The organism is Ignavibacteria bacterium (genome assembly GCA_017302895.1).
Taxonomy (GTDB): domain Bacteria; phylum Bacteroidota; class Ignavibacteria; order Ignavibacteriales; family Ignavibacteriaceae; genus UTCHB3.
In genome coordinates this window covers 1304051-1327578 of the sequence record JAFLBV010000001.1, presented here as the reverse complement: position 1 = coordinate 1327578, position 23528 = coordinate 1304051, and the positions used below count along the sequence as shown (strand labels likewise).

Annotated in this window: 22 protein-coding genes; 13 read left to right on the top strand and 9 right to left on the bottom strand. The window is 43.0% G+C overall.

Annotated elements, in window-relative coordinates; translation table 11 throughout:
• Positions 1–6: 6 nt before the first annotated feature.
• Together clpX and J0L60_05205 are read left to right on the top strand one after the other, a co-directional pair.
• The gene (gene clpX / locus J0L60_05210) at positions 7–1257 is read left to right on the top strand and encodes an ATP-dependent Clp protease ATP-binding subunit ClpX (GenBank protein MBN8545517.1); all 1251 of its coding nucleotides are present in this window, start codon (positions 7–9) and stop codon (positions 1255–1257) included.
• A gap of 2 nt (positions 1258–1259) precedes the next feature.
• Positions 1260–2522 (top strand): asparagine synthetase B, encoded by a 1263-nt coding sequence (locus tag J0L60_05205; GenBank protein ID MBN8545516.1) that lies wholly within the window; start codon positions 1260–1262, stop codon positions 2520–2522.
• A gap of 428 nt (positions 2523–2950) precedes the next feature.
• Here J0L60_05205 and radA read toward each other — a convergent pair whose 3' ends face one another.
• The 5 genes from radA to J0L60_05180 all read right to left on the bottom strand — a co-directional run bounded on the left by radA (position 2951) and on the right by J0L60_05180 (position 8774).
• Positions 2951–4291 carry a DNA repair protein RadA gene (gene radA, locus J0L60_05200; GenBank protein ID MBN8545515.1) on the bottom strand — a complete coding sequence of 447 codons (1341 nt, stop codon included), beginning with the start codon at positions 4289–4291 and terminating at the stop codon, positions 2951–2953.
• Positions 4288–5040, bottom strand: a complete 753-nt coding sequence (locus J0L60_05195; protein MBN8545514.1) for an NAD-dependent deacylase — start codon at positions 5038–5040, stop codon at positions 4288–4290. Before J0L60_05195 ends, radA begins: the two co-directional genes overlap by 4 nt.
• A 38-nt stretch (positions 5041–5078) precedes the next feature.
• On the bottom strand, positions 5079–5849 hold the full coding sequence (locus tag J0L60_05190) for a tetratricopeptide repeat protein (GenBank protein MBN8545513.1): 771 nt from the start codon (positions 5847–5849) through the stop codon (positions 5079–5081).
• Between the two features lie 29 nt (positions 5850–5878).
• Complete coding sequence (locus J0L60_05185; protein ID MBN8545512.1) at positions 5879–7660, bottom strand: PAS domain-containing protein; 1782 nt, start codon at positions 7658–7660, stop codon at positions 5879–5881.
• 172 nt (positions 7661–7832) lie between these two features.
• A complete protein-coding gene (locus J0L60_05180; protein MBN8545511.1) occupies positions 7833–8774 on the bottom strand; it encodes a DUF4097 family beta strand repeat protein in 942 nt (313 codons plus the stop codon).
• A gap of 389 nt (positions 8775–9163) precedes the next feature.
• Between J0L60_05180 and J0L60_05175 the strand changes: the two genes are divergently transcribed.
• The 5 genes from J0L60_05175 to J0L60_05155 all read left to right on the top strand — a co-directional run bounded on the left by J0L60_05175 (position 9164) and on the right by J0L60_05155 (position 11930).
• Positions 9164–9553 carry a HEPN domain-containing protein gene (locus J0L60_05175; protein MBN8545510.1) on the top strand — a complete coding sequence of 130 codons (390 nt, stop codon included), beginning with the start codon at positions 9164–9166 and terminating at the stop codon, positions 9551–9553.
• On the top strand, positions 9529–9837 hold the full coding sequence (locus tag J0L60_05170; protein MBN8545509.1) for a nucleotidyltransferase domain-containing protein: 309 nt from the start codon (positions 9529–9531) through the stop codon (positions 9835–9837). Before J0L60_05175 ends, J0L60_05170 begins: the two co-directional genes overlap by 25 nt.
• 181 nt (positions 9838–10018) lie before the next feature.
• Positions 10019–10150 carry a 30S ribosomal protein THX gene (locus J0L60_05165; protein MBN8545508.1) on the top strand — a complete coding sequence of 44 codons (132 nt, stop codon included), beginning with the start codon at positions 10019–10021 and terminating at the stop codon, positions 10148–10150.
• 78 nt (positions 10151–10228) lie between these two features.
• Positions 10229–11128, top strand: a complete 900-nt coding sequence (locus J0L60_05160; GenBank protein ID MBN8545507.1) for a rhodanese-related sulfurtransferase — start codon at positions 10229–10231, stop codon at positions 11126–11128.
• Between the two features lie 43 nt (positions 11129–11171).
• Positions 11172–11930 carry a TonB family protein gene (locus J0L60_05155; protein ID MBN8545506.1) on the top strand — a complete coding sequence of 253 codons (759 nt, stop codon included), beginning with the start codon at positions 11172–11174 and terminating at the stop codon, positions 11928–11930.
• Here J0L60_05155 and J0L60_05150 read toward each other — a convergent pair.
• Positions 11927–13066 (bottom strand): 4-phosphoerythronate dehydrogenase, encoded by a 1140-nt coding sequence (locus J0L60_05150; GenBank protein ID MBN8545505.1) that lies wholly within the window; start codon positions 13064–13066, stop codon positions 11927–11929. The two genes, J0L60_05155 and J0L60_05150, sit on opposite strands and share 4 nt — an antisense overlap.
• A gap of 144 nt (positions 13067–13210) precedes the next feature.
• Here J0L60_05150 and J0L60_05145 point away from each other — a divergent pair, with 144 nt between their 5' ends.
• Both J0L60_05145 and J0L60_05140 read left to right on the top strand, forming a co-directional pair.
• Entirely contained in the window at positions 13211–13552 is a 342-nt protein-coding gene (locus J0L60_05145) for an STAS domain-containing protein (protein ID MBN8545504.1), read from the top strand.
• Complete coding sequence (locus tag J0L60_05140; protein ID MBN8545503.1) at positions 13552–14124, top strand: ATP-binding protein; 573 nt, start codon at positions 13552–13554, stop codon at positions 14122–14124. The genes J0L60_05145 and J0L60_05140 overlap by 1 nt, the downstream gene beginning before the upstream one ends.
• A gap of 11 nt (positions 14125–14135) precedes the next feature.
• On the opposite strand, the gene J0L60_05135 is transcribed toward J0L60_05140, so the two are convergent.
• Positions 14136–14621: a TlpA family protein disulfide reductase gene (locus J0L60_05135; protein MBN8545502.1), complete on the bottom strand. Its 486-nt coding sequence runs from the start codon at positions 14619–14621 to the stop codon at positions 14136–14138.
• 53 nt (positions 14622–14674) lie between these two features.
• Here J0L60_05135 and J0L60_05130 point away from each other — a divergent pair, with 53 nt between their 5' ends.
• Together J0L60_05130 and J0L60_05125 are read left to right on the top strand one after the other, a co-directional pair.
• Complete coding sequence (locus tag J0L60_05130; protein ID MBN8545501.1) at positions 14675–15658, top strand: D-glycerate dehydrogenase; 984 nt, start codon at positions 14675–14677, stop codon at positions 15656–15658.
• Between the two features lie 177 nt (positions 15659–15835).
• A complete protein-coding gene (locus J0L60_05125; GenBank protein MBN8545500.1) occupies positions 15836–18112 on the top strand; it encodes a hypothetical protein in 2277 nt (758 codons plus the stop codon).
• Between the two features lie 61 nt (positions 18113–18173).
• On the opposite strand, the gene pepT is transcribed toward J0L60_05125, so the two are convergent.
• Positions 18174–19424, bottom strand: coding sequence for a peptidase T (pepT, locus tag J0L60_05120; GenBank protein MBN8545499.1), 1251 nt, complete (start codon positions 19422–19424; stop codon positions 18174–18176).
• Positions 19425–19594: 170 nt separating this feature from the next.
• Here pepT and J0L60_05115 point away from each other — a divergent pair, with 170 nt between their 5' ends.
• Complete coding sequence (locus J0L60_05115; protein MBN8545498.1) at positions 19595–20806, top strand: ATP-grasp domain-containing protein; 1212 nt, start codon at positions 19595–19597, stop codon at positions 20804–20806.
• A 2-nt stretch (positions 20807–20808) separates the two neighbouring features.
• Positions 20809–21489 carry a hypothetical protein gene (locus tag J0L60_05110; protein MBN8545497.1) on the top strand — a complete coding sequence of 227 codons (681 nt, stop codon included), beginning with the start codon at positions 20809–20811 and terminating at the stop codon, positions 21487–21489.
• 76 nt (positions 21490–21565) lie between these two features.
• Here J0L60_05110 and J0L60_05105 read toward each other — a convergent pair whose 3' ends face one another.
• Positions 21566–23374 carry a M48 family metalloprotease gene (locus J0L60_05105; GenBank protein MBN8545496.1) on the bottom strand — a complete coding sequence of 603 codons (1809 nt, stop codon included), beginning with the start codon at positions 23372–23374 and terminating at the stop codon, positions 21566–21568.
• Positions 23375–23528 lie beyond the last annotated feature (154 nt).

Here is a 23528-nt window from a genome sequence, read left to right as displayed (position 1 = left end):
GAAAATATGTCCAAAAGACTTTCAGATAAAAATGCCAGGTGCTCTTTCTGCGGAAGAGACTCAGGCGAAGTCAGCCTCATTGCCGGTCCCGATGTTTACATTTGTGAAGTTTGCGTCGAAAGCAGTGTCGAAATCCTCCGCTCAAATATCAGCGCTGTAAGACCAAAACAAAAAAAAGCGATGGATGTCACTCCGAGATTCATCTTCGACACACTCGGTGAACATGTAATCGGACAGGAAAGAGCCAAAAAAACTCTCGCCGTCGCCGTCTATAACCATTATAAAAGAGTGAATCAGATGGATTCATTCATGACTCTTAGCGATGTCGAAATCGAAAAAAGCAATATTATGCTTATCGGTCCGACCGGAACGGGCAAAACCCTGCTCGCAAAAACACTCTCAAAAATCCTTGATGTCCCTTTTGCAATTGCAGATGCCACAACCATTACAGAAGCAGGATATGTCGGTGATGATGTCGAGACCGTTCTTGTCCACCTCCTCCAGGCTTCCGATTACAATCTTGAAAAAGCACAGCGCGGCATAGTTTACATCGATGAAATCGACAAAATTGCCCGCAAAAGCGAAGGTTCATCAATTACCCGTGATGTGTCGGGCGAAGGCGTTCAGCAGGCACTCCTGAAAATTCTCGAAGGAACTGTAGCCGGTGTCCCCCCAAAAGGCGGAAGAAAACACCCCGAACAGAGCCTTATTTATGTAAACACCAAGAACATACTCTTCATTGTAGGCGGTGCTTTCGAGGGAATTGAAAAAATTATCTCGAACAGAATAAATCAGAGCAAAATGGGATTTGGTGCAGACGCCATCAGCACCGACCATCTCTCCGACGATGATCTCATCGGAATGGTAAAACCCGAGGATCTCCTGAGATTCGGACTTATCCCCGAGCTTATCGGAAGAATCCCCGTTCTCGCTCCGCTTCACTCATTGAGTAAAGAGGCTCTGTCGAGCATACTCCTCGAACCTAAAAATGCCATTTTGAAGCAGTATAAAAAGATTTTCGCCCTCGAAGATGTGGAACTTGAGTTCGATCCGTTCGCTATTGACGCAATCGTTCAAAAAGCAATCGAACGGAAAACAGGCGCCCGTGCTCTCCGCTCCATTGTCGAAGAGTTTATGGTTGATATTATGTTCGATCTCCCCGAGAAAAAGGAAATCGGCAGATGCATCATCACCCGAGATGTCGTGTTTGATGGCGCAGAACCAATCTACCTTGAAAGAGAAAAGAAATCAGCCTGATAATGTCAAAGCCTCTCCCCATATTATTTTTTGTCATCTTGCTTTGGGTGAATGCCCTTCCCCAAAGCAAGATTCTCATCCCCATGGATCTCGCCCAAACAGACCACCTGAAAGCTTATGGAGTTACTTATCGTGCCCTCGCCAAAGGCTATACAGCCGATTGGCTCCTGAACTACCGGGGCGGTTCTTTTGCGATCGATAAATCAGATGAAGTGCTGCTCGACTGCCGGCTTCAGGGTGTAGCTTTTGAAGTGCTTGATCCCGGTGCTGCTGTCGAAATTTACTCTTTTGTGCAGCAGGAGGATCAGAACATGGATGTTGTCAGAATGGAGAAGGCTCCCAAAGTGGCGGTATATGTTCCACCCGGCTTCCACCCGTGGGATGATGCCGTTACCCTTGCACTCGAATACTCGGGTATCCCCTACGACAAATTCTGGAATGAGGAAATTCTAAAAGGAGACCTCTCAAAATATGACTGGCTCCACCTCCACCATGAAGATTTTACGGGACAGTACGGAAAATTTTACGCAAGTTACGCAAATGCTCCCTGGTACATCGAAAATCAAAGAAGATACGAAGCTGATGCTAAAAGACTGGGGTATGCCAAGGTCTCAAAAATGATGCTCGATGTGGCGAAGGGAATCAAAAGTTTTGTGGCTTCAGGCGGGTTCCTCTTTGCAATGTGTTCGGCGACAGATTCTTACGATATCGCACTCTCCGCCGAGGGTACCGACATCGCCGCTCAAATGTTCGACGGAGACGCTGCAGACCCCCAGGCGCAATCTAGACTCAACTACAGCACCACACTCGCATTCACCGATTTTATTCTCGAACAAAATCCCTATGTTTACGAGTACAGCGACATCGACATTCAGCCAACCGAGATTCTCGACTTCGGAAATGACTACTTCACCCTGTTTGAGTTTTCCGCAAAATACGACCCCATTCCCACAATGCTTACACAGTGCCACACAAATGTGGTGAAAGGCTTCATGGGACAAACCACCATGTTCAGAAGAAACCGTGTTAAAAAATCGATCATCGTCCTCGGTGAAAGAAAAGATACCGACCAGCTCAAATACCTTCACGGCACCTTCGGCAGAGGTTTCTTCACCTTCTACGGCGGTCACGACCCCGAAGACTACCAGCACGCAGTCTCCGATCCTCCGACCGACCTCAACCTCTTCAAAAACTCCCCGGGCTACCGCCTGATTCTCAATAATATCCTCTTCCCCGCAGCCAAAAAGAAAAAACAGAAAACCTGACGATTTAGGTATTAGGTTTTAGGTATTAGGTATTATTTTTTTTGATTTGCTTTGATTTGGGGCTAAATTCGGGGTTTTTTCATGTTTTATTTAATCTAAACCTCATCCTCAGAATACAATATTATTTTGTAACAAAACCTCATCCTCGGAAAAGGAGCGACAATCGTCCTCGATTGTCCTACCGAAAATGTTAATGAAAATTTGCGGCAATATGTGGGTAGAATAAACAACAAATCAAATCAGAGCCCTTGCAGCGACATGTGAGTAGAACCCCGGCACCCAACCCAAAAAAGCCCTCTGGGCGACACATGGGTAGAAAACAGCCATTATCTGTATGAAATATCCGGACAATTTTGCAATCCGATTGCAAATTTGTCCAGCTTTTAAACTTTGTTAAGAGATTTGTTGGGGAAGGCTGAAGAACTCCTCTAACCCACCGCCTCCTCTATCGTGGCAACGGCTTTGATTTTCACGCCGGTTTTCCCTTTGGTTTCGGGGAGATTGGCTTTTGGGATGATTGCGGAGGTGAAACCGAGTTTTTCCGCTTCCTTTAGACGGGCAATGATTTGCGAAACTCCCCTTATTTCCCCTCCGAGACCGACTTCCCCGATTACGATCATTCCTGCGGGTAGTGTCTTCTCCTGAGCTGATGAGATTACACTGAGGCATATAGGCAGATCGGAGGCAGGTTCGTCAATGCGCATGCCACCCGAAACATTTATGAAGACATTTTTGTTGGAAAGGTTTATTTTCGCTCTCTTTTCGAGGACTGCGAGAAGTATCGAGAGTTTTCTCTGGTCGAATCCGCTGGTGATTCGAGAGGGATTCCCGAAATAGGAAGGAACCACAAGTGCCTGAACTTCCGTAAGAATAGCCCTCGTCCCCTCGAAAACGGCAGTGATGCAACTCCCTGAATTTACGGTTTTATCTTCGTTAAGGAAGACGCCCGATGGATTCAAAACCTCCATGAGTCCGCTCCCTTGCATTTCAAAAACGCCGATTTCATTGGAGCTGCCAAACCTGTTTTTGATCGCCCTGATAATCCTGAAGAGATTGTTGCTGTCTCCCTCAAACTGCAGAACGGTGTCGACCATATGTTCGAGTATCTTGGGACCCGCAAGCGAACCCTCTTTTGTGACATGACCAATGATCACGGCGGTTCTTCCCGTGGTCTTGGCATTTTCCATGAGCGCGTAGGCTGATTCCCTGATCTGGGAAACAGTTCCGGGCGAGCTCATAAGTTCGGGATTGTGGACGGTTTGAATGGAGTCGATCACGAAAAGTGAGGGGGAAGTGTCGTTTATGGCACCCAAAATCTTGTTCACATCGGTTTCTGCAAGGATGGTGATAAGGTCAGAACGAATACCCAGTCTCTCCGCCCGCATCTTGATCTGCTGGAGCGATTCCTCACCCGTAACATACAATGAGGGTTTTGCAAGAAGTGCAAGCGACTGAAGCAGGATGGTCGACTTCCCTATTCCCGGTTCACCACCAAGAAGGATCACCGAACCGGGCACAAATCCACCGCCGAGTGTCCGGTCAAGTTCACCAATACCGGAAGAGAAACGGGCAATTGAAGAGGATTCTATCTTTTCAAGTTTGCTCATGTTCAACGAACCAGAAAAGGGCCTTTTCCCTTTCGGCTCCTCTTTTACAACGAGTTCCTCACTGAAACTGTTCCACGAATCGCACTCGGGACACTTCCCAAGCCACCTGATGCTCTCGTAACCGCAGGAGGCACAAACAAATTTTGTTTTATCCTTTTTCAATATTCTTTCAGTCTTTTCACTTCGTCGAATATTGCCGGTAACACATCACCCGATCTGCCGTTGATAAAAAGTCGTCTTCCCTGGTGATGGTCCGATTCGTCAATGTTGATATCGACCACCATTGCTCCCGATGAAAGGGCAGCAGAGGGGAGAAGTGCGGCAGGATATACCACACCCGAGGTTCCCACGACTATCATCACATCACACGATTCACAGTCTTCCTCAGCCATCTCATAGACACCACCGGGGAGGTTTTCTCCAAACCACACCACATCGGGTCTGATGAGCGCTCCACAGTCGCATCTTGGCGGTTTATTGTCGTTCAAATCGATTTCGGTGTCATATCTTTTGCCGCAGAGGGTGCATTTATTGCGGGTGATGTTGCCGTGCAGCTCATGCACGCGGGAACTTCCCGCTCTCTGGTGAAGATTATCCACATTCTGGGTGACAACGGTGACATCGAAATATTTCTCAAAATCTTTGATTGCACGATGACCGGAGTTGGGCCGGGCTTCATTAATTATTCGGCGCCTGTACTGGTACCATTCCCACACCAACTCCGGATTCTTCATGAAAGAGTCGAAATTTGCCAGTTCCTGGGCACTGAATTTTTTCCACAAGCCATCATCACCGCGAAATGTGGGGATACCACTTTCGGCACTGACACCCGAACCTGTAAAAAAAACCACTTTCCTCGAATCAGCCAGTCTGTTTATCAACTCCTTCGGTATTACTATATCATAAGACATTAAAGTTTTGTTCTCCCGTAAAACTTCATACCTGAAAGTTATTTTCCTTTGATCTCATTAAGCAGGTTTTTTGCCTCTGCGAGAACTGTCGCATCATCTTCATCAAGGAAAGGAATCCCCGCTATTTTATTCAAATGTGTGCGGGCTTTGTCATACTGATCATCTTCAATATATGCTTTTGCTATCTCAAGATGGAACATTCTGAAATTTGGACGGAGCTTGATCGCTTTATTCAAATACTTTATTGCTTCATCAATATCACCCCAGCCCAGACCAAGAGGAGCTCTAAAGATATAAGCTTTTTCACAAAGTTTATTGTGAGTTCTGCCCAGAACATAATTCGCTGTGGCCTGAATCTCTGATCCGCCGTTACCGAGCTGAAGAGCTTTTTCCACATCAGCTTTTACCGAATTAACTATTCCTGCTGCGCTGAACACATTTTTAAAGAGTGCAATTCTGCCGTTTGCAATAGCCCGTCTGAGGTAGTTGACAGATTTGTCCGGAGCAAGTTTTATCGCTTTCGAGGCATAGCTCTCAGCGGTTTCAAAGTTTGAAAGCTGTGAATTTCCGCCGGAGTGCTCACCGATGTCAACATAGGTTCTGCTGAGTCTCCAATAGATCTCCCAGTTGTTGGGTGAAAGTTTGTCTGCTTCTTTAAACTTCTTAAGAGCATCGTTGTTTTTAAACTGCTTTGTAGCAAGTTTATCTCCCTCTTCGACGAGTTTTTTCCAGTCCTGGGATTGTAAACTTCCTGCGTTGAGAATGACAAGTGCTGCCAGCAAAAAGAAAAAAAGTTTGGTTTGTTTCATGCCTGATTGCCTCTGTTGGTTTGACAATGTTAGTTGATTATTGATTTTACTGCCTCTGTTAGTTTGGTCTTGTCTATTGGTCTCTGAAGAATTGCTTTTACTCCCCGCTCCGAATGGAAATCTGAATCCACTCTCCCGTCATCGCTTAGCAGGACAACAGGAGTTTTGAAGTGGCTGTCTGAAGGATTTACAGCTTCGATAAATTGCTCGCACGACATAAGCGGCATGTTTTTCCCCGCAATAATCAGTGCCGGGGCACTCTCTTTTAACAGATCGACTGCCTCGTAGCCGTTATCCACACTCACCAGTTCGTAATCCTTAAATTCCGTATGAATCATCTCCCTGAGGGATTTCTCTTCGTCCGGTTCTGAATCGACTATCATTATGGTGTTCGCAGGTACAGGCAGGGTGAAGTGGAACTCACTTCCGCTGTCCTCCTCCGAATAAAACCATATCTCCCCGCCGTGTTTTTCCACTATCTCTTTCACAAGGGTCAGGCCAAAGCCGCTCCCTTTTTCCCCTTTCGAACCCTCTTTCGAAACAATCTTGTCGAGGTTGAAGAGTTTCGCCTTGTCATCAGGTGAAATTCCCATACCGTGATCTTTTACGATAAATTCCACCTGACGGGTATTGAATAGCCCTGCGGTAATCTCCACTTTACTGTTCTCGTAAGAGAATTTAATTGCGTTGTTCAGGAGATTTGAAATCACCTGACCTGCGAGTCTCTCATCGGCATGGACATATAAATCTATAGGCACATCAAGCACAATCTCAATATTTTTCCTGATGGCATTTCCCGTAAGATTTGAAACACAGTTATGAATCAGTGCATGAGCCGGCAATCTCTGACTCTCGGGTTTTAATTTTCCCGTTCTAAGTCGTGACCAGTCCAGCAGATAGTTAATGAACTGCAACTGACTGACCGATGCCTCATAGATATATGTAAGATATTCAATCTTCTCATGTTCAGGGAGATCGGGCTCATTCAGAAGGATCTCTGCAAACCCCAGGATACTTGTATATGGACCCCTGAGATCGTGAGATAGTATATTGATAAATCTGTCTTTGGAATCGTTCAACCGTTTAAGGTTTGTCTCCGATTCCTCGAGGTTGAACTGCTTGAGCTTGAGCTTTGTAATATCGGTAACAATTCCCGACACTTTTTCAGGATCACCCTTGCTGTTTCTCGTGATGGTCCGTTGCTCTGATACCCAAATAACCTCTTCACTTTTCGTAACCAGTCTGAATTCAAGTTTTACTTTGTGCTGGGCATGGTTGTTTTTCGCTTCATTCAATACCCGTAGAACATTCGTAACATCTGCCCGGTGAATTATCGAGAAGAGCCGTCCGTGCATTTTATTCAACTCAACGGAAGTGTAGCCTGTTATTTTTTCCACCTGATCATTAAAACTGACGGGTGCATTGGGATTCATTGGATCGCTGTCCTGCCACAGGAAAAAATCGATATCGGTGTGAGCCGAAAGCAGGTCCTTCAGTACCGGGTCACTGAGTTCATTTTCAGAAGTGGTGAGAAAAAAACCGTAGGCTGTGAATCCTTCTTCTTTGGGCACTATCTTTATGAACATTCCATTGCCCGGAATTTCCCTCGATAAAAAGGATCCGGCAAAACCGTTTTTTAATATCGATTCTATGTCGAAAGCTGCGGCGCTCGTAACAGGACGAAAAACTTCCCTGAAACTTCTTCCGTGAAGTGCTGATGCAGAAAGTCTTCTTTCTTTCCCCTTTGTTTCAACACTTTTTATCCTTAACCGGTCGTCGAGATCAATTAGAAAGTCGCTTGTTTGCTGCATTTATTTGTATCGTGAATTTGTTAAAACCAAAGTTCAAAATAAATCAAATTTGCATCACTACAAAGTATAGAATTGGGGTTCTTTCTCTGAATATCAGAATAACCCGTTTAAAAGGAAAAAGCATGCCGGATTTCTCCAGCATGCTCTTTATTCGGTTGTTCTCTTTGGAAAACTATTTGAGCTTGTTCAGCGATATTGATCCACCGCTGGTTTTGCAAATGAGGGGAACACCACCACCGTTTACGCTGCCTGTGAAACTGCTGTTGCCTGTCTTTACATTCGATGCTGGAAGTTCGCAACTTACCGATCCGCCTGAGGTTTTCAGCATCACATCTGCCTTGAAGGATTCAGGGACATATACATCAATGTCACCGCCTGAGGTTGAGCATTCAATTCCCTGATTCTCTCCCGTATATTTGAGGCGAATGCTTCCGCCTGATGTCTTTGCAACGATGGAGCCTGACTGACTATCAATCTCGACATCTCCACCCGAAGTGCCTGCTTCAACAGAACCTTCAACATCCTTAACCTGAACATTTCCACCTGATGTATGAAGTTTTGCAGAACCTTTGAATTTACCAAGCTTCACATCACCGCCACTTGTTCTGGCATCAAGTGATCCTGAAGAATTGGCAACTCCGATGTTTCCGCCCGAGGTTTTAAGAGCAAAGCTTCCGTTCATGTCTTTCAATTTGATAAATCCGCCGCTGGTCTTCACTTCAGCACTGTAGCTTGCGGGTGTTTTCACTTCAACCCTTAAATCGAGATTGCTCAGGCTTTTCAAAAAACTTTTCTTCTCTATGGATACCGAAACTGTGTTACCTGACTGTTCGACTGCGATGTCCACCTTGTCAAGAGCATCCTCATCACCGTAAATCTTTACGCTTACTTCATTCTGGTTCCATGTGGTTACTTCGACATCAGCCGCCACTACTTCAACTCCCAGCTTCCCGCCTGCCGTAACCTGAAATGACTTTTCAAGAAGCAGTTTGGCTACTACATCCTTGTGATCATAGTCGCTGTAGTGGGTTGAGCATGAGGATGAGATCAGGGATACCGCCAACAGAGGGAGTAAAAAGATCGTTTTTTTGATTGTGTTAATTGAAGATTTCATGTGATTTTCCTTGTTATTAAGTTCTGATCTTTTGACCACGAAATATCATAAAAGGTTGCTTTATATTCCACCTTTTTTTAACCGCCCGTAACTTTATTTTGCCGTTCGTTTAGGGGATTCCTTTTCCCTGCGGCAGTCTGACATGTTTTCTTCTTTTACCCTGCTTAACATGATGAAAAACCATGACAAAATGTAATGCGGCTCGATTCATAGACGGGCGAAAAACTGTCCCAACCTTCTTGATCACTCTACAAAAGAACTGTCCTACGGAAACAAGAGAAACAGGTGAATATCCAACCCTCCTCTGTGCCATAGCTTTTTTATTAATCGCTTATTTATTAAGTTTAGGTTCATTTACAATTCATTTTGGATATTTCTTGACCGAAGAGATCAAAAAAAAAGTTAACTATTGGTTTGAAATGGTTTTCTATGATTTGGAAACTGCAAAAGCCATGCTTGAGTCAAAGAGGTATCTTTATGTCGGATTTTTTTGCCATCTAATTATTGAAAAGGCTCTTAAGGGTCATTTTTGGTTTAAAATTCAAGAAGAGCCGCCATTCACTCACAATCTGGTAATTTTAAGTGACCGTTCAGGTCTGTCGAATTTGCTCACGATTGAACAAAAAATACTTTTATCTGAGTTGATGCCTCTTAACATTGCGGGTAGATATTCGCATGAAAAAGAAGAAATTGGAAAAATCCTGACAAAAGAACATTGTAATTTATTGTTAAATAAAACTGAGGAGTTGGCAAATTGGATACTGAAACAATCTCAGTAATCGACAGATTCATATTAAAAATAAAACAATCTTTCAGTCCCAAATATGTCATTTTATTCGGTTCGTATTTAAGGGGAGAGCAGAAGGAATTTAGTGACATAGATATTGCTGTAGTTTTTGAAAAGTACGAAGGCAAGAACATTTTGGAAGATAATGCTTTTTTATTTCGACTGGCCTGGGAGGTGGATGCCCGTATTGAACCCGTAATCCTGTCTCTTGAAAATGATAATAGTGGTTTCGCTGAGTCTGTTGTAAAAAATGGTAAAATTCTATACGCTGCGTAAGAAACCTTGATTGAAATTCACAACTAAATGTAAACAGTTGCAGAATTTAAGTAAGATTCTCTCCTATCATCCAATATTTAATGCTGCCTTGCCCGGGGCAGGCGTATTTTTATTTCCCTCTTGATTATTAACTGATTAAAGTGTATTTTTGCAGACTGTTTATCAATTAAAAAGGTGCATAATGGGCAAAGGCGACCCAAGAACAAAAAGAGGAAAGATCTTTAAAGGATCCAACGGCAAATTCAGACCTACCCTGAAGAACATCAACAGGGCGAAAAAAGAAACTGCCCAAGGCGAAACCTCAGCAAAATAGTCAGTTTTTTTTGAGTTTTGGCAGTACACAGTAGTTTGTATATTATTTTGTACTGCTTTTCTATTTTAAAAGGAAGCCATTCTGTCCGATAACAACAGCTGTGTAGTTATTACTTTTTACAAATACACAAAAATTGAAGACCCTGAAGAATTTCAGCCGGTTCTCCTTAATTTCTGCCTGCAGGAAGAGATTAAGGGGAAAATCTATCTCGCCAATGAAGGAATTAACGGTTCCATTTCAGGTGAGAGAAAGAAGATCGAAATTTTCAAGCAGTATCTTCAGGCTTTTCCCTTCATTGGCGAGATTATTTTCAAGGAAGATCCGATAACCGGACTCTGCCACGAAAAAATGTTCGTGAGAGTGCGAAAAGAGCTCGTCAACTCGGGGGCAAGGGATATCGACCTTAGCCTCGGTGGCAAGAGACTCTCTCCTGAACAGCTCCTGAAATTCTACGAAGAGGGGAAGGAATTTGTAATTATCGACACCCGCAACTGGTATGAAAGCAAGATCGGCAGATTCAAAAACGCTCTGACACCCCATATCGAAAACTTCAGGGACTGGCCCGGTTTCGTTGACCAGATTGAAGACCTGAAGGACAAAACCGTCATCACATACTGCACAGGCGGCATCAGATGCGAAAAGGCATCCGCTGTTATGGTAGAAAAAGGTTTTAAGGATGTCTGGCAGCTCGATGGCGGAATCGTCAGTTACCTCCACAAATATCCCGATACCTACTGGGAAGGCGGCATGTTTGTGTTCGATAACCGGAGGGTTGTCGAAGTAAATACCAAGGAGGAGTTGAAACATGTTGCACAGTGCGAACACTGCGGCAAACCAACCTCCAAATACATCAATTGCCACAATCTGATCTGCGACCGGATTTTTGTATGCTGCGAAGACTGCCGTAAGGAAATGGATTATTCATGCAGTGAAGAGTGCATGAAATCACCCCACAGGAGATCGAAGTATTACGACTAAAAAACTCTTTATCCTGACGGTTTTCATTGCCGCTATTTCACCATTGCTGAATGCTCAGGACACATTAAAAAATTTTCACCCCAATGGTGCTGTTTCCGAAATATTTGTTCTTAAAAACAAAGTAAGAGACGGAGTCGGCAGGATTTTCGACCCTGCAGGTAATCTTGTTTCCGAAATACCCTATATATCAGGGAGAGTTGAAGGAGTTGTAAAAAACTATTACAGCAACGGAAGCGTCATGGAATCTTTTCAGATAGTTGACGGAAGAAGAACGGGGATATATGAGAAATATGACTCGCTTGGAAACCTGGTTGCCACACTTAATTTTTATAACGGCGCCATAAAAAAGTCAGACCCCGTTTCTCCCGACAATCAGTTTGCCGGAGATGAAAGTGACAACAAAAAATATGATCTCGCCTCGGTAAAACTTACCAAAGAGGAAGTGGCGTTTCTTCAAAAATACAAACCTGTAATTCCTCCCGGAGATCCCGCGATTTACGACTCATATGATGAGCCCGCCCGTTTTCTAAGAGGTGAAGAGGAATTCTACAGCAGGTTGTTCTATCCTTCCCGTGCACTCGAAGACGGACTTGAGGGAACTGTTGTCATCCGTGCCCTGATTAACACCGAAGGAGCAGTCGAAAAAACAGAAGTGATAAAATCTCTCGGGCTGGGATGCGATGAGTCTGCAGCAATCACTGTGCGATATACCTCATTCCTCCCCGCAAAATTAAAGGGTCGAGAAGTAAACGCATACACCGATATAACAGTCAACTTTAAGTTACCCGGAAAAGGGAATTAACTCCCGGTAAAATTGTATCTGAGGGACTGAAGCCCCGCTTTTATCACCGGGTCAACAATTTCCCCTTTAATGATATAATTTGTATACTCCCGCCTCAGTTTGTAGTTTTTTCTCAGTCCGTCAAAAGCAGCACCTCTCTCGAGGTCAGGAAGCTTGGCAGTTTCACGCATAGCTGTGGTATCCAAATCAGGATCATAATAAGAACAGAGAATCCTCTCGACAGTTTCCTCGAAACTTCCTGTATCCATGTACTCCACAACATTGTTTTCCACTACAGGCAAGGCCGGAGGCAGTTGCCTTTCCAAACCGAGGAAGTCGCACAAGGCATCATGAATAATCACAGTCCCATTTATCTTTCCTTCAAGCGAGTAACCTGCGACATGGGGTGATGCTATGAAAGTTTTGGCAAGAAGTGAAGGTGAAAAAACAGGTTCCCCCTCCCATACATCCAAAATGGCAGTAACATTACTCTCCGAAAGTTTGAGGTCAAAAGCAGTGTTGTCAATCACCTCTCCTCTTGAAGCGTTGATTACGATCGCATCGTTTTTAAGGAGTTTCATCCCCCCCTCATCAAGAAGGTGAAATGTGCGATCAACTCCCGTGCGGTTAAGTGGTGTATGAAAAGTAATTATGTCACACCTTAGAGCTTCCTCGAGGCTGCGGAATTTTGGATCTCCCGTCTCCCGCTGAAGTGGCGGATCATTAACAACCGTCTCAAATCCGAATGCTTTAGCTATTCTCTCGACACGACTCCCGATGTTGCCACACCCCACAATTCCAATTGATTTCCCTTTTAGTGTAATCCCTTTTCTAACGGCGGCACGGAATATCGAAATAAAAACATACTCAGCAACAGCATCTGAATTGCACCCTTTTGCTGATGAAAATCCAATCCCCTTTTCGGCGAGGTATCCGGTATCGATATGGTCGGTTCCTATCGTTGCAGTCCCTACAAACCGAACCCTGCTCCCATCAAGGAGATCCTTGTTTACCTGCGTTATCGACCTTACAATCAGAATGTCGGCATCCCTGACAATGTCGGAAGTGATTTTTCTTCCATGTACAAGTTCTGTTTGTCCGAGATATTCGAATGTTTGTCGGGCGTTTTCTATGTTTTCGTCTAAAATAATATTCAATTTCATTCAGTATAATTAGTTTTGCTTGAAAATCAATTAATAAATTTAATCTTTTTTAATTTATGATACAATTATATTTGATTTGTTCACGAAATCAACTTAAGTTTAGGATATGGTTTTTATTTCTTCAACAGAGTTGACAAAATGAACTTCGACATAATGATACACAGCGGAATTAAGGTTTTCCGTATTCATAACCCGCGCGCCACTTCAACGATTGCACCTGAATTCAGGAACCTTCTTATCGAGGAGATTACCATGAACCCGGGAGCGATAATAGCAATTGATTTTTCCAAAGTTGACTATATCGATTCCTCTTTTATCGGGTCACTTGTAGCCGGATATAAGGAATCTCTCAAGTACAATGTTACAATAAAAGTTTTTGGGACACAGGAAAGAGTTGAATCAACATTCGAGTCGACAAAGCTTTACAATTTGTTCGAAATATTCAAAAACTTTACACAGCTCAAGAAAACACTGGAATAATGGACCCCTGCAAGGTATCTCTTAAATTACCGGCTTCTGCCAAACATCAAGTCTTCTTCTCGGAAACGGGAATCAGGATTATTGAGTCCTTCGCCGGAATTGAGAAATCTGCGGATAACACAAAATACCTTTCAGACTGCAAGCTCCTTCTCCACGAACTTTTCACCAATGCAATAAACCATTCCGGCACCCCGGAGGTGGAATTTCAATTTTCATTCGAGGAAAACTGGTTTAGTATCGAAATGATTTTTGAAGGAGCCGGATTCACAATAAAACCGGTAAAGGAAGACAGCACTCCGGGAGCCGTAAAACATCAGCCGCCATACAAGGGACTCCAGGGCGAAAATTTCATCCTCCATCTCGATGCTGATTTTGAAGTGGTGTGTGAAGTGACGGGAGAGCATGAACTTACTCTTAAGAACAGGGAACGAACCTCACCAAAAGCGGAAGACAGGTTTTCAATCCCCGAGCATTTCGGATTGTTTATTATTACAATGCTTGGACACGATGTACATTATAAAAGGGACAAGGAAGGGAAGAACTTTTTCAGCCTGAAAAAATCCCTCCCCTGAGAGGTTTTAACCTACTTCAGTAATCCTTCAATGTCTTTTTCGTATTCCGCCTTGGGAATCAGCCCCACATGTGTTTTCACGATATTACCATCACGATCAATTACAAAACTTGTTGGTATCGACTCGATATTCCCAAACAAAGCGACTGTCTTTTCGTCACCATAAACCACAGGATAGTTTATTTTATACTTGGTTACAAACGGTTCCACATCCTTAATGGTTCTTTTGTCATCGAGACTTATCCCGATAATAACCAGGTCCCTTCCGTACTTCTCCTGTAATTCAACCAGATCAGGTATCCCTTTTCTGCAGGGAGGGCACCAGGTAGCCCAAAAATCTATGATCACTATCTTTCCCTTGTAATCGGAAAGTTTAATCATCTTGCCGTCAGTGGCTTTCAGCTCGAAATCGGGTGCCTTGTCATACACTTTAAATCCGAATGAGAATAAAACGGTAACCACTGCCGTCAAAAATATTAAGCCGGATTTACGCGTCATTTTTGCTCCATTAATTTGGTTGAAATAAAAACCATGATATAAATTAAATTTGAATGGTCAAATTCATAAATTTATTCCCTAAAGATACACCTGTGAAAGTATTTTCAACATATCACCTTCCCGGCAACCTCGAAGAAAAGTTTCAGAAACACAACATTCAATATTCTGAAAATCCGTTTAACCGCTCATTAGCCAAAGACGAAATAATTCAAATGGCAAAAGACTGCGACGGACTAATAGCCCTTCTTAGTGATAACATAGACAATGAGGTCATCGGTTCCTTGACCAACTGCAAAATAATTGCAAACTATGCAGTTGGATTCAACAATATCGATCTGGATTCAGCAAAAGCACATGATATCGTGGTAACAAATACCCCGGGTATTCTGACTGATGCCACCGCGGAAATCACATTCGCCCTCATTCTGGCTGCTTCAAGGAACCTAAGAGCCGGCGAAATGATGGTCAGGGAAAACCGATTCACCGGATGGAAACCGGAATTACTGACGGGTCCGGGTCTTACCGGGAAAACCTTGGGAGTGGTCGGAGCAGGAAGAATTGCACAGGCAGTTGCACGGATAGCGGTTGCGTTCAAAATGAGGGTGATTTATTATTCCCGGAGCAGGAAACCTGATATGCCTGGAGAATTCACAGATTTGGAAAACCTGATGCGAACCTCCGATTTCATTTCCCTCCACATCCCGCTTAATCCGGAAACCAGAGGACTAATTTCCGCCCCGTTGCTCGACATGATGAAAAAAGATGCGGTTTTCATTAATACATCCAGAGGTGAAGTAGTGGATGAAAAACATTTAATTGGAATTTTGAAGAATAATAAAATATATTCAGCAGGATTTGATGTCTACACAAATGAACCCGCAATTGACCCCGAACTCCTCCTGCTGGACAATGCTGTACTCCTCCCCCATCTCGGAAGTGCCACATTTGAGACCAGAAAAGCGATGGCTCACCTCGCTGCTGACAACATTATTGCGGTTCTTAACGGCAACAGACCTCTCACTCCGGTCGGCTCCTGATATGATTTATAATACAAAGTTTTACCATTAAAGGATATTTTATTCCCTTCCCTCAAATATTTTTTGGAAGCAATCTAATTTATTAGTATTTTGCCGTTGATAAAGTTGATATGTTTTGATTATTCTCAATTCATATTTAATATCAATTTTTAACCGAACTATTTAAACGATGCCATTATGAGATATTCAATTACATCCGGTGATGAAAACCAGGAATTCAGACTTCTTTCTACACCACTTTTTTGCGGAATCAACCCAATAACCCCGGATGAATCAATTTTCCCTGTGGAAATTGATGCGTCACTGTTTCCAAAGAATTCACAAAGACTCTTTGAACTGACCGGGGCGAAAGAGTACAGGGACATACTGAATATTCATTATGTTACCTTATTAAGGGACCGCAGAGTCAGAAAGGTGACCATCGATCAGACCCGTAACCTGATTGCCGAACTTTTTTACGGTGAACCGGGCAGGTTTCTGAAGGAAATTGATAAGAGAAGTGCTCTCAAACTAAAGGAAACATTCCCTGAAAAAATATTTCTTGACGGTCATGAAATGGAAATTACTCCCGTTTTAAGGGAAATCCTGGATCATCCGGCAAAAAGATACCTCCTGAAGTTCAGTACAAAAAATAAAAAATATATTTCCAGCAATCTCTGGATCAAAAAAGTTTACCACATCCACAACCTGCTCGCTTTCTATCCCGATGAATACCTTAAAAATGTAACAGTACCCAAGGAAAGCCTGACTGATATGATTCGCTCTTTCATGTCGATTATCTCGAACCAGACCACGGATGTTTACTCTTCAAAAACTTCCCACAAAGATGTAATCGCTGAAGCAGCTCTTATTCTTCAGGCACTGCACGACATCCAGGATGACAGAACCAAAGACTTCATTCACCTTCGTTTTGGCCAGGGTCTGGATATGAAGGTTATTGGTAAAAAACACGGTATCTCATCAGAAAGAGTAAGGCAGAAACTTGTCGCTTTCATCGATGATGCCCGTCACGACATTTCTCCGCTCGAAAGAAAACTGCAGGCTCACATACTGAACCAACTGGTCAAGCAACCCGAAGTGCTGCAACCTGAGTTTTTTCACAATGATATAATGGAAGTGGATACTTTCGTCAGAATGTTGAATACAATCTACCCGAGTATTCCATCATATTGTAACAAGTTTTTTGTATCCCAAAATATTTATCGCGAAGAAAACCCTCTCTACGCCCATTATCTGAGACTCCGTGAATATTTCAAGGAAAAAGATGGCGTCACCATGGAACAATTCATGGAAGACTTCTCTGATGTTAAGGGATGGGAAAAACTTAATATTTTCAGAATCCTTCTGGCTATCAAATATTTTAAAATTATCCGAAAAAACAACACATGTATCCTCAGAGGGAGATTGAGTCTGCCAGAAATGGCTGAACACACCCTTCAGGGCAGGAATGAGGCGATGAAAATAAAAGACCTCATCTCTCTTATCAAAGATCTATACGGCAGAGAGTACCATGATTTGAAAGTCTCCCTGTGCCACATCAGAATGAACCCCAATGTGCTGCAGCTCGACCGGGATACTTTCGGCGTAGAAAAACATCTTTCCTATCAGGGTGATGAGTCGCTTGCTATCCAAAAACTTGTTGCAGATTTTCTCGAAGAACAGAAGAAAATTGTTGATGCCTCCGTTCTTTTTAAGCTCGCTAAAAAACAGTTCCCCCGGATCAGGTCAAAATATGAGCTGGTACAAATTCTTAGAAGAGGGAAGGATATTGTCGATCTGGGATTCTTCTGCTTCATTCACAGTTCTGTAAAAATGGACCAAAGGAAGATTGTGAATGAGTACCTTGTCGAAGTATTGAGTAAAAACAACTTTGTAATGCACGGGAAAGAACTTCTGGCTGAGATCAATAAAAAGAGGGTTGTCAGCGTTACCGGGTTCTCCAGCAAACTACAGCATGTCGATTTTATCGATTCCTACGGTGGAAACTATTACGGTTTGAAAGACCACAGGGAAGAGAATAAAAAAACCATCGCGAAAGATCCCCTGTTCATTAGCAACTTCCTCTTCCAGTCGGCATATCCCGATATGAGATTATCGAAGGTACCCGAACTCTTTAAAGAATTCGATGTGGAAACCATTACAAATACAATCCTGACGAGTGATCTTTTCATTCTCTTCGATCATCCTGGTGTACGGGATAAACTCATCCTCTCCAAAAACTGGAAAAGGAATAAACTGTTCTATATCATTCTGTACGCTCAGAAACGGGCTATCACACTCGATGAACTCAACAGTTATATGCAGCCACTGGGATATGATTCAGCAGTTCTGCCAAAAATAAACTTTTATGCTCTTGGCATCGAAGTGGCAAAAGAATACTGCTGGATTCGGGGAAAAACTCCGGTTCCGAAAGACCTGCCAAGACGACGCAGAACACGCAAAAAGAAAGCTTAAACAAAAAAAGGCTGCCCCGAAAGAGACAGCCTTTTTCAATTTTAGGACTCTAAACGAAGGATCAGGAATTTGTTTCCCAGACATTTGCCAAAGTAACAATGTTCTTTACCGACATTTCCATATCCTGAATTGCGACCCATTCTGTCGCTGCGTGGAAATTATGCCCTCCGGCAAAAAGATTAGGAGTGGGCAAACCCATAAAGCTGAGTCTCGAACCGTCTGTGCCTCCTCTTATCGCTGACTGGATTGGTTTTATGCCAAGCCGTTTTAGTGATTCAAGCGCATTGTTCTCAATTTCTGGATGCTGATCAAGTATGTATTTCATGTTTCTGTACTGTTCCATAACCTGAAACTCGTAATTAGCGCCAGGATATTCAGCAATAACATCCTTCAACAGGTTCTCGAGGAATCTCTCGTATTCTTTCAGTTTATCATCTATGAAGTCACGAATGATAAATTTCATCACTGTCTTTTCTTCAGTTCCGTTAAAAGCTACACAATGGACATATCCTTCCCTGCCCTCGGTGGTCTCAGGACAGAGTGAATCTTTCGGCAATTTTTCCATGAAACGGGAAGCAACCCGAATCGAATTGATCATTTTACCTTTTGCGTAACCGGGATGGACATTCTTTCCGAGAATTGTGATCGCCACAGCGTCAGCACTGAATGTCTCTGTCTCCACTTCGCCACGGGTTGAGCCATCGATTGTGTAGGCATACTTCGCACCAAAACCCTTTACATCAAAGTGTTCGGTTCCTCTGCCAACTTCCTCATCTGGAGTGAAGCAGATTCTGATTTTTCCGTGCTTAACTTCAGGATGTGTAACAAGATAGTTCATTGCGTCCATTATTTCAGCAATTCCGGCTTTGTCATCGGCTCCAAGAAGTGTGGTTCCATCTGTTGTAATGATATCAAATCCTGCCATTTCCTTCAATTCCGGATTCGATTCCACATCAATTACCTTTGTAGGGTCTCCGGGCAGAACAATATCCGTACACTGATAATTTCTATGGATTACAGGCTTCACATCCTTTCCGCTGATTGCCGGGGATGTGTCAACATGGGCGATAAATCCTATTACCGGCACATCCTTCTCACTGTTTGAAGGAAGTGTGGCGTAAACATATCCGTGTTCGTCAAGAACTGCATCTTCAAGTCCGATAGCCTTCAGCTCCTCTACGAGTATGCGCGAAAGGTCCATTTGCTTCGCAGTGGTTGGGAACCCCGGAGCATCATCATCAGATTGTGTATCCACTTTTACATAGTCTAAAAAACGGTCTGTTACTGTAAACTTATAATTTGGGTCAAACATCTCTTTCTCCCGATTTATTTTCAAAATAGACTTCAATAATAGAGAAAATTTACACCATTTTCAATTGTTTTTTTATTCCTCACCCATTTTATTTTTCACAAATGGATGCCATAAATCTTAATTATTCCTTATCTTTTACTTTTTAATATCAAAAATTAACAGGTAACCAGATGTCAAACTTAAAGAAGAAAACAATCCTTTGTATCTCAAGTTTTTATAAAGGTTCCGACTTTTTGGTCGCTGCTCATGAAACCGGCTGGCATGTTATTTTTATCACTTCGAGAAGCCTCGAGTATGAAAACTGGCCGAGAGAAAGCATCGATGAAATCTATTATATGCCCGACAACAATAAGGAATGGCATCTTCCCGACCTTATTAAAGCGGTAAGCTATCTCGCACGGCATGTCGTTATCGACAGAATTGTAGCCCTCGACGATTTTGATGTTGAAAAAGCTGCCGCACTTCGGGAGCACCTCCGTGTCCCCGGTATGGGTGAAACCACCATGAGATACTTTAGGGACAAATTCTCGATGAGAATGCTTGCAAGGGAAAAGGGGGTACTCGTTCCAGACTTCATCCATGTCCTGAACTACGATGAAATCAATAAATTTATGGACTCAACAGAACCCCCCTATATTATGAAACCCAGAATGCAGGCTGGTTCGATCGGGATGAAAAAACTTGAATCGAAAACTCATGCCTGGGATGTAATTAATCAACTGGGTGACGAACAGTCAGGCTACCTGATGGAGAAATTCATCCCCGGTGACATTTATCATGTCGATACCATTATTCAGGATCATGAGATCAAGTTTGCTATCTGCAGTGTTTACGGCCTCCCTCCCCTCGAGGTTGCACACCAGGGAAGGGTTTTTACTACCCGCACGGTGCTCAGAGGGAGTGATGATGAAGCCGCACTTCTAAAATTGAATGAGACAGTACTTAAAGCTCTCGGTATGAAAACAGGTGTCAACCATACTGAATTTATCAAAGGAAAAGACGGGCACCTCTACTTCCTGGAAACTTCAGCCAGAGTTGGTGGTGCGAACATAGTGGAACTCGTAATGGCTGCCAGCGGAATCAATCTCTGGGCTGAGTGGGCAAAACTTGAAACCCTCGATAAAGGAAAGAAATATAAATTACCGAAAGTGAAAAAAAATTACGCTGCACTACTGAATTCCCTCGCAAAACAGGAGTACCCGGACCTTCACGCTTACAATGATCCTGAAGTAGTGTGGAGACTAAATAAGCAGTATCATGCCGGACTCGTTATCTCGTCCCCCAAATATGACAGGATTACAAATCTCCTCGATGAATATGTGAAGAGATTCTATGTCGACTTCTTCCATTTTGTTCCGATGGGTGACAAGGCGGCGAACTGACTATGACGGATAAAATGAAATTGAACGGGTTATCTTTTTACATCATCCTTGTCAGTTCCCTCATGATTGCAGGTTGCCTGAATTATTCACAGGAAACTCAACTGAACAGGGATGGCAGTGGCAATATGAAGCTGAGCTACTCCTTTCCCGCAGGCTCTCAACAGGGAAGAGAACTGTCACAGCAACTTGACACTGCTGAAATCAGGAAACAGGTTCAGGATACCCTCTTTACCATTAATAAAATCTCCACCAAAACGGGAGAGGGCGGTGCCTGGTCTGTTCAGCTCGAAATCGGTTTCAAATCGATAGAGGCGCTAAACAACACCCGTCTCTTCAACATGTTCGATATCTCGTTTCAGGACGGGGCTCCGGGTCAAAAAAAATTCCTCCAATTTATAAGACCATCTTCTGAAAGACCTGACCCCCGAATCGAATTTACAAGAACTTTCATCTTTGAGTTCGACGGCGAAGTTATCACACACAATGCTCACAAAGTTGATGAAAGCAAGTATATCTGGGAATTCAAATTCAACGATATTGGTGATGGTAAATATATCGAAGCCACTTTCGCTCCACAGGAACCGAATTATATCGTTTTCTACATCCTTGGTGCTCTGGTTGTGGTTGCGGCTTTGGTATTCTTCGTGCTTAAAAGACGAAAATCGAAACCTGTTATTGAGTAATTTTTCAGCAGAATTGTTTAAAACAAAAAGAGGCTGCCTTTTCGGGCAGCCTCTTTTTTTTGGAATTGTCTTGTTTTTAGTAGACCATTATTCCTGCAATTATTCCGTCGATAGCGTAGATAATTACACCGTAATCTTCGAATACCAGTTGCTGTTCTGATCCAAAATCGTCAACATATGAAGCTTCGCCGAGCAGATTTAGTGCATCCTGAAGATCATCATTTACGCTGAATGATTTACCGTTTATGGTCAGTTTAAGTGAAGGATCGAAAGATACAACTCCTACAACTTTATTGTCACTGTCGAAGTAGATGATAGCTGCTGGTGTATCGTATGACCAGATGTCGCCGTATTCATCTTTGGTCTTTGAAGCAGGGAGTTTCAGTTTGTTAAGTACATCACTCTGGCTCATTCCCATGTTCAGACCGGCGAGTGAAGGAGCGTTCTTGGTGGCACCGGCTTTGAATTTGTTTTTAGGTCTGGTGTTTGGTCTGTCATCTTTCTTTGGAGCAGGGTCTTTTTTCTTGTCAGCAGTCGGAGCTTTTTTGCCTTCGAGTACATCAAGTTTCTCTTTAGCCTGCTGAGCATAATAGCTGTCCTTGAACTTCTGGATGAAGTTTTTCCAGGTGCTGATGGCTTCATTTTTCATCTGACCGTAGGTGTAAGCAAGTCCCATGTTGTAGAGAGCCTCAGGTCTGCTCGGATCAGTTGTGTTGGCAGTCTTAAAGATATCGGCCGCTTCTTTGTATTTGTTCAGCTCGAGCTGCAGGAATCCTTTTGCAATCATCACATCGTATGATTTCTTGGAAACAGATTCAGCCTTGGTAATTGCTTCGGTTGCTGCTTTTGTATTTTTGGTCAGTGTGTTCAATACTGCAAGGTTAACATAAGCCTGGATGTATTTAGGATCGAGTTCAAGAGCCTTTGTAAGAGCTTTTTCAGCCTCTGCAAGTTCGGCGTTCTTCAAATTATATTCGCCTCTCTTAGTATTTACGGTGAATATGTTTGTGAAGAAGTCAACTTTTGAAAGTGTTGTCGGGAGCAGCACTTCAAGCTGGATTCCCTTTTGATTCAATTTCTGTGAAAGTACTGCAACAGCGAGGTTGTTGTATCCTTCTTTGAAGTTAGGATATGCAGAGATGAATTTGTTGAAAGCTGTGATCGAGTTTTTGTAGTCACCTGAGTTAAGGTAGATCAAACCAAATTCGAAATTTCTTGCGTATTCATAGTAGGTAGCGATGTGTTTGAAGACTTCAACGACTCTTGCAGTAAAGTTAGGATGTGTTACATAACTCATGGTGTGAGGTGTGTACTCGTATCCCTGATTAGTCATGAAGTTGAACCATTCGATTCCGCCTAATGGTGAATATCCGGCTCTCATTGTGTAAAGTACTGCATATTTGTCAGCTTCGAATTCCATCTCACGGCTCAGTTTCAGGAATTGCTCTTCTGTGGCATTGGGGTTCTTATTCAAAAATTCGTCGCCTTTTGCAGGGTGTTTCATCAGAACATGTGCAAGTTCATGGGCAAGTACAAATGCGAGCTGATCGATGCTGTTTCCAACCGATTTGAACAATCCGGTGTGAACATAGATGCTGTCGTTGATGTAAGCAAAAGCGTTGATCTCTTCGTTTTGAATCAGCTTAAACTTAATGATGCTGCTTCCGGTAAGTCCGGCTGCCTTGTTAAGTACTTTGGCAATCTCCTGGATTTTTTTGTACTGTTCTGTTCCGTAAACAGGTTTTCCATAAGTTGCAATAACGATACTGTCGTGATTAATCTCGACCTGGTTTTTCTTCCTCTGTGCCGTTAAGTCGGGGGATACAAAGGATGCGATTATAAGCAAAGCAAAAAGCGCTGCTACAAAGTTGAATGATGTTTTCATTGTGGTGTCTCCGGGTTATTAAATTTGAAATTGTTTAATATTTCTACTTACAGGGAAGAAACATGTTCCGGGGTTGTTTCATCCGTGTGACAAACGGCATATTTGTGTGATGATCGTTATTTTTTTGATGTAAAGAAAGTGATGAGTTTTTCGA

Bases quoted from the DNA above. Each gene is read 5' to 3' on its own strand.
- clpX (MBN8545517.1), top strand. From the start codon at position 7: ATGTCCAAAAGACTTTCAGATAAAAATGCCAGGTGCTCTTTCTGCGGA.
- J0L60_05205 (MBN8545516.1), top strand. From the start codon at position 1,260: ATGTCAAAGCCTCTCCCCATATTATTTTTTGTCATCTTGCTTTGGGTG.
- J0L60_05195 (MBN8545514.1), bottom strand. From the start codon at position 5,040: ATGTCTTATGATATAGTAATACCGAAGGAGTTGATAAACAGACTGGCT.
- J0L60_05190 (MBN8545513.1), bottom strand. From the start codon at position 5,849: ATGAAACAAACCAAACTTTTTTTCTTTTTGCTGGCAGCACTTGTCATT.
- J0L60_05185 (MBN8545512.1), bottom strand. From the start codon at position 7,660: ATGCAGCAAACAAGCGACTTTCTAATTGATCTCGACGACCGGTTAAGG.
- J0L60_05180 (MBN8545511.1), bottom strand. From the start codon at position 8,774: ATGAAATCTTCAATTAACACAATCAAAAAAACGATCTTTTTACTCCCT.
- J0L60_05165 (MBN8545508.1), top strand. From the start codon at position 10,019: ATGGGCAAAGGCGACCCAAGAACAAAAAGAGGAAAGATCTTTAAAGGA.
- J0L60_05145 (MBN8545504.1), top strand. From the start codon at position 13,211: ATGAACTTCGACATAATGATACACAGCGGAATTAAGGTTTTCCGTATT.
- J0L60_05140 (MBN8545503.1), top strand. From the start codon at position 13,552: ATGGACCCCTGCAAGGTATCTCTTAAATTACCGGCTTCTGCCAAACAT.
- J0L60_05135 (MBN8545502.1), bottom strand. From the start codon at position 14,621: ATGACGCGTAAATCCGGCTTAATATTTTTGACGGCAGTGGTTACCGTT.
- J0L60_05130 (MBN8545501.1), top strand. From the start codon at position 14,675: ATGGTCAAATTCATAAATTTATTCCCTAAAGATACACCTGTGAAAGTA.
- J0L60_05125 (MBN8545500.1), top strand. From the start codon at position 15,836: ATGAGATATTCAATTACATCCGGTGATGAAAACCAGGAATTCAGACTT.
- pepT (MBN8545499.1), bottom strand. From the start codon at position 19,424: ATGTTTGACCCAAATTATAAGTTTACAGTAACAGACCGTTTTTTAGAC.
- J0L60_05115 (MBN8545498.1), top strand. From the start codon at position 19,595: ATGTCAAACTTAAAGAAGAAAACAATCCTTTGTATCTCAAGTTTTTAT.
- J0L60_05110 (MBN8545497.1), top strand. From the start codon at position 20,809: ATGACGGATAAAATGAAATTGAACGGGTTATCTTTTTACATCATCCTT.
- J0L60_05105 (MBN8545496.1), bottom strand. From the start codon at position 23,374: ATGAAAACATCATTCAACTTTGTAGCAGCGCTTTTTGCTTTGCTTATA.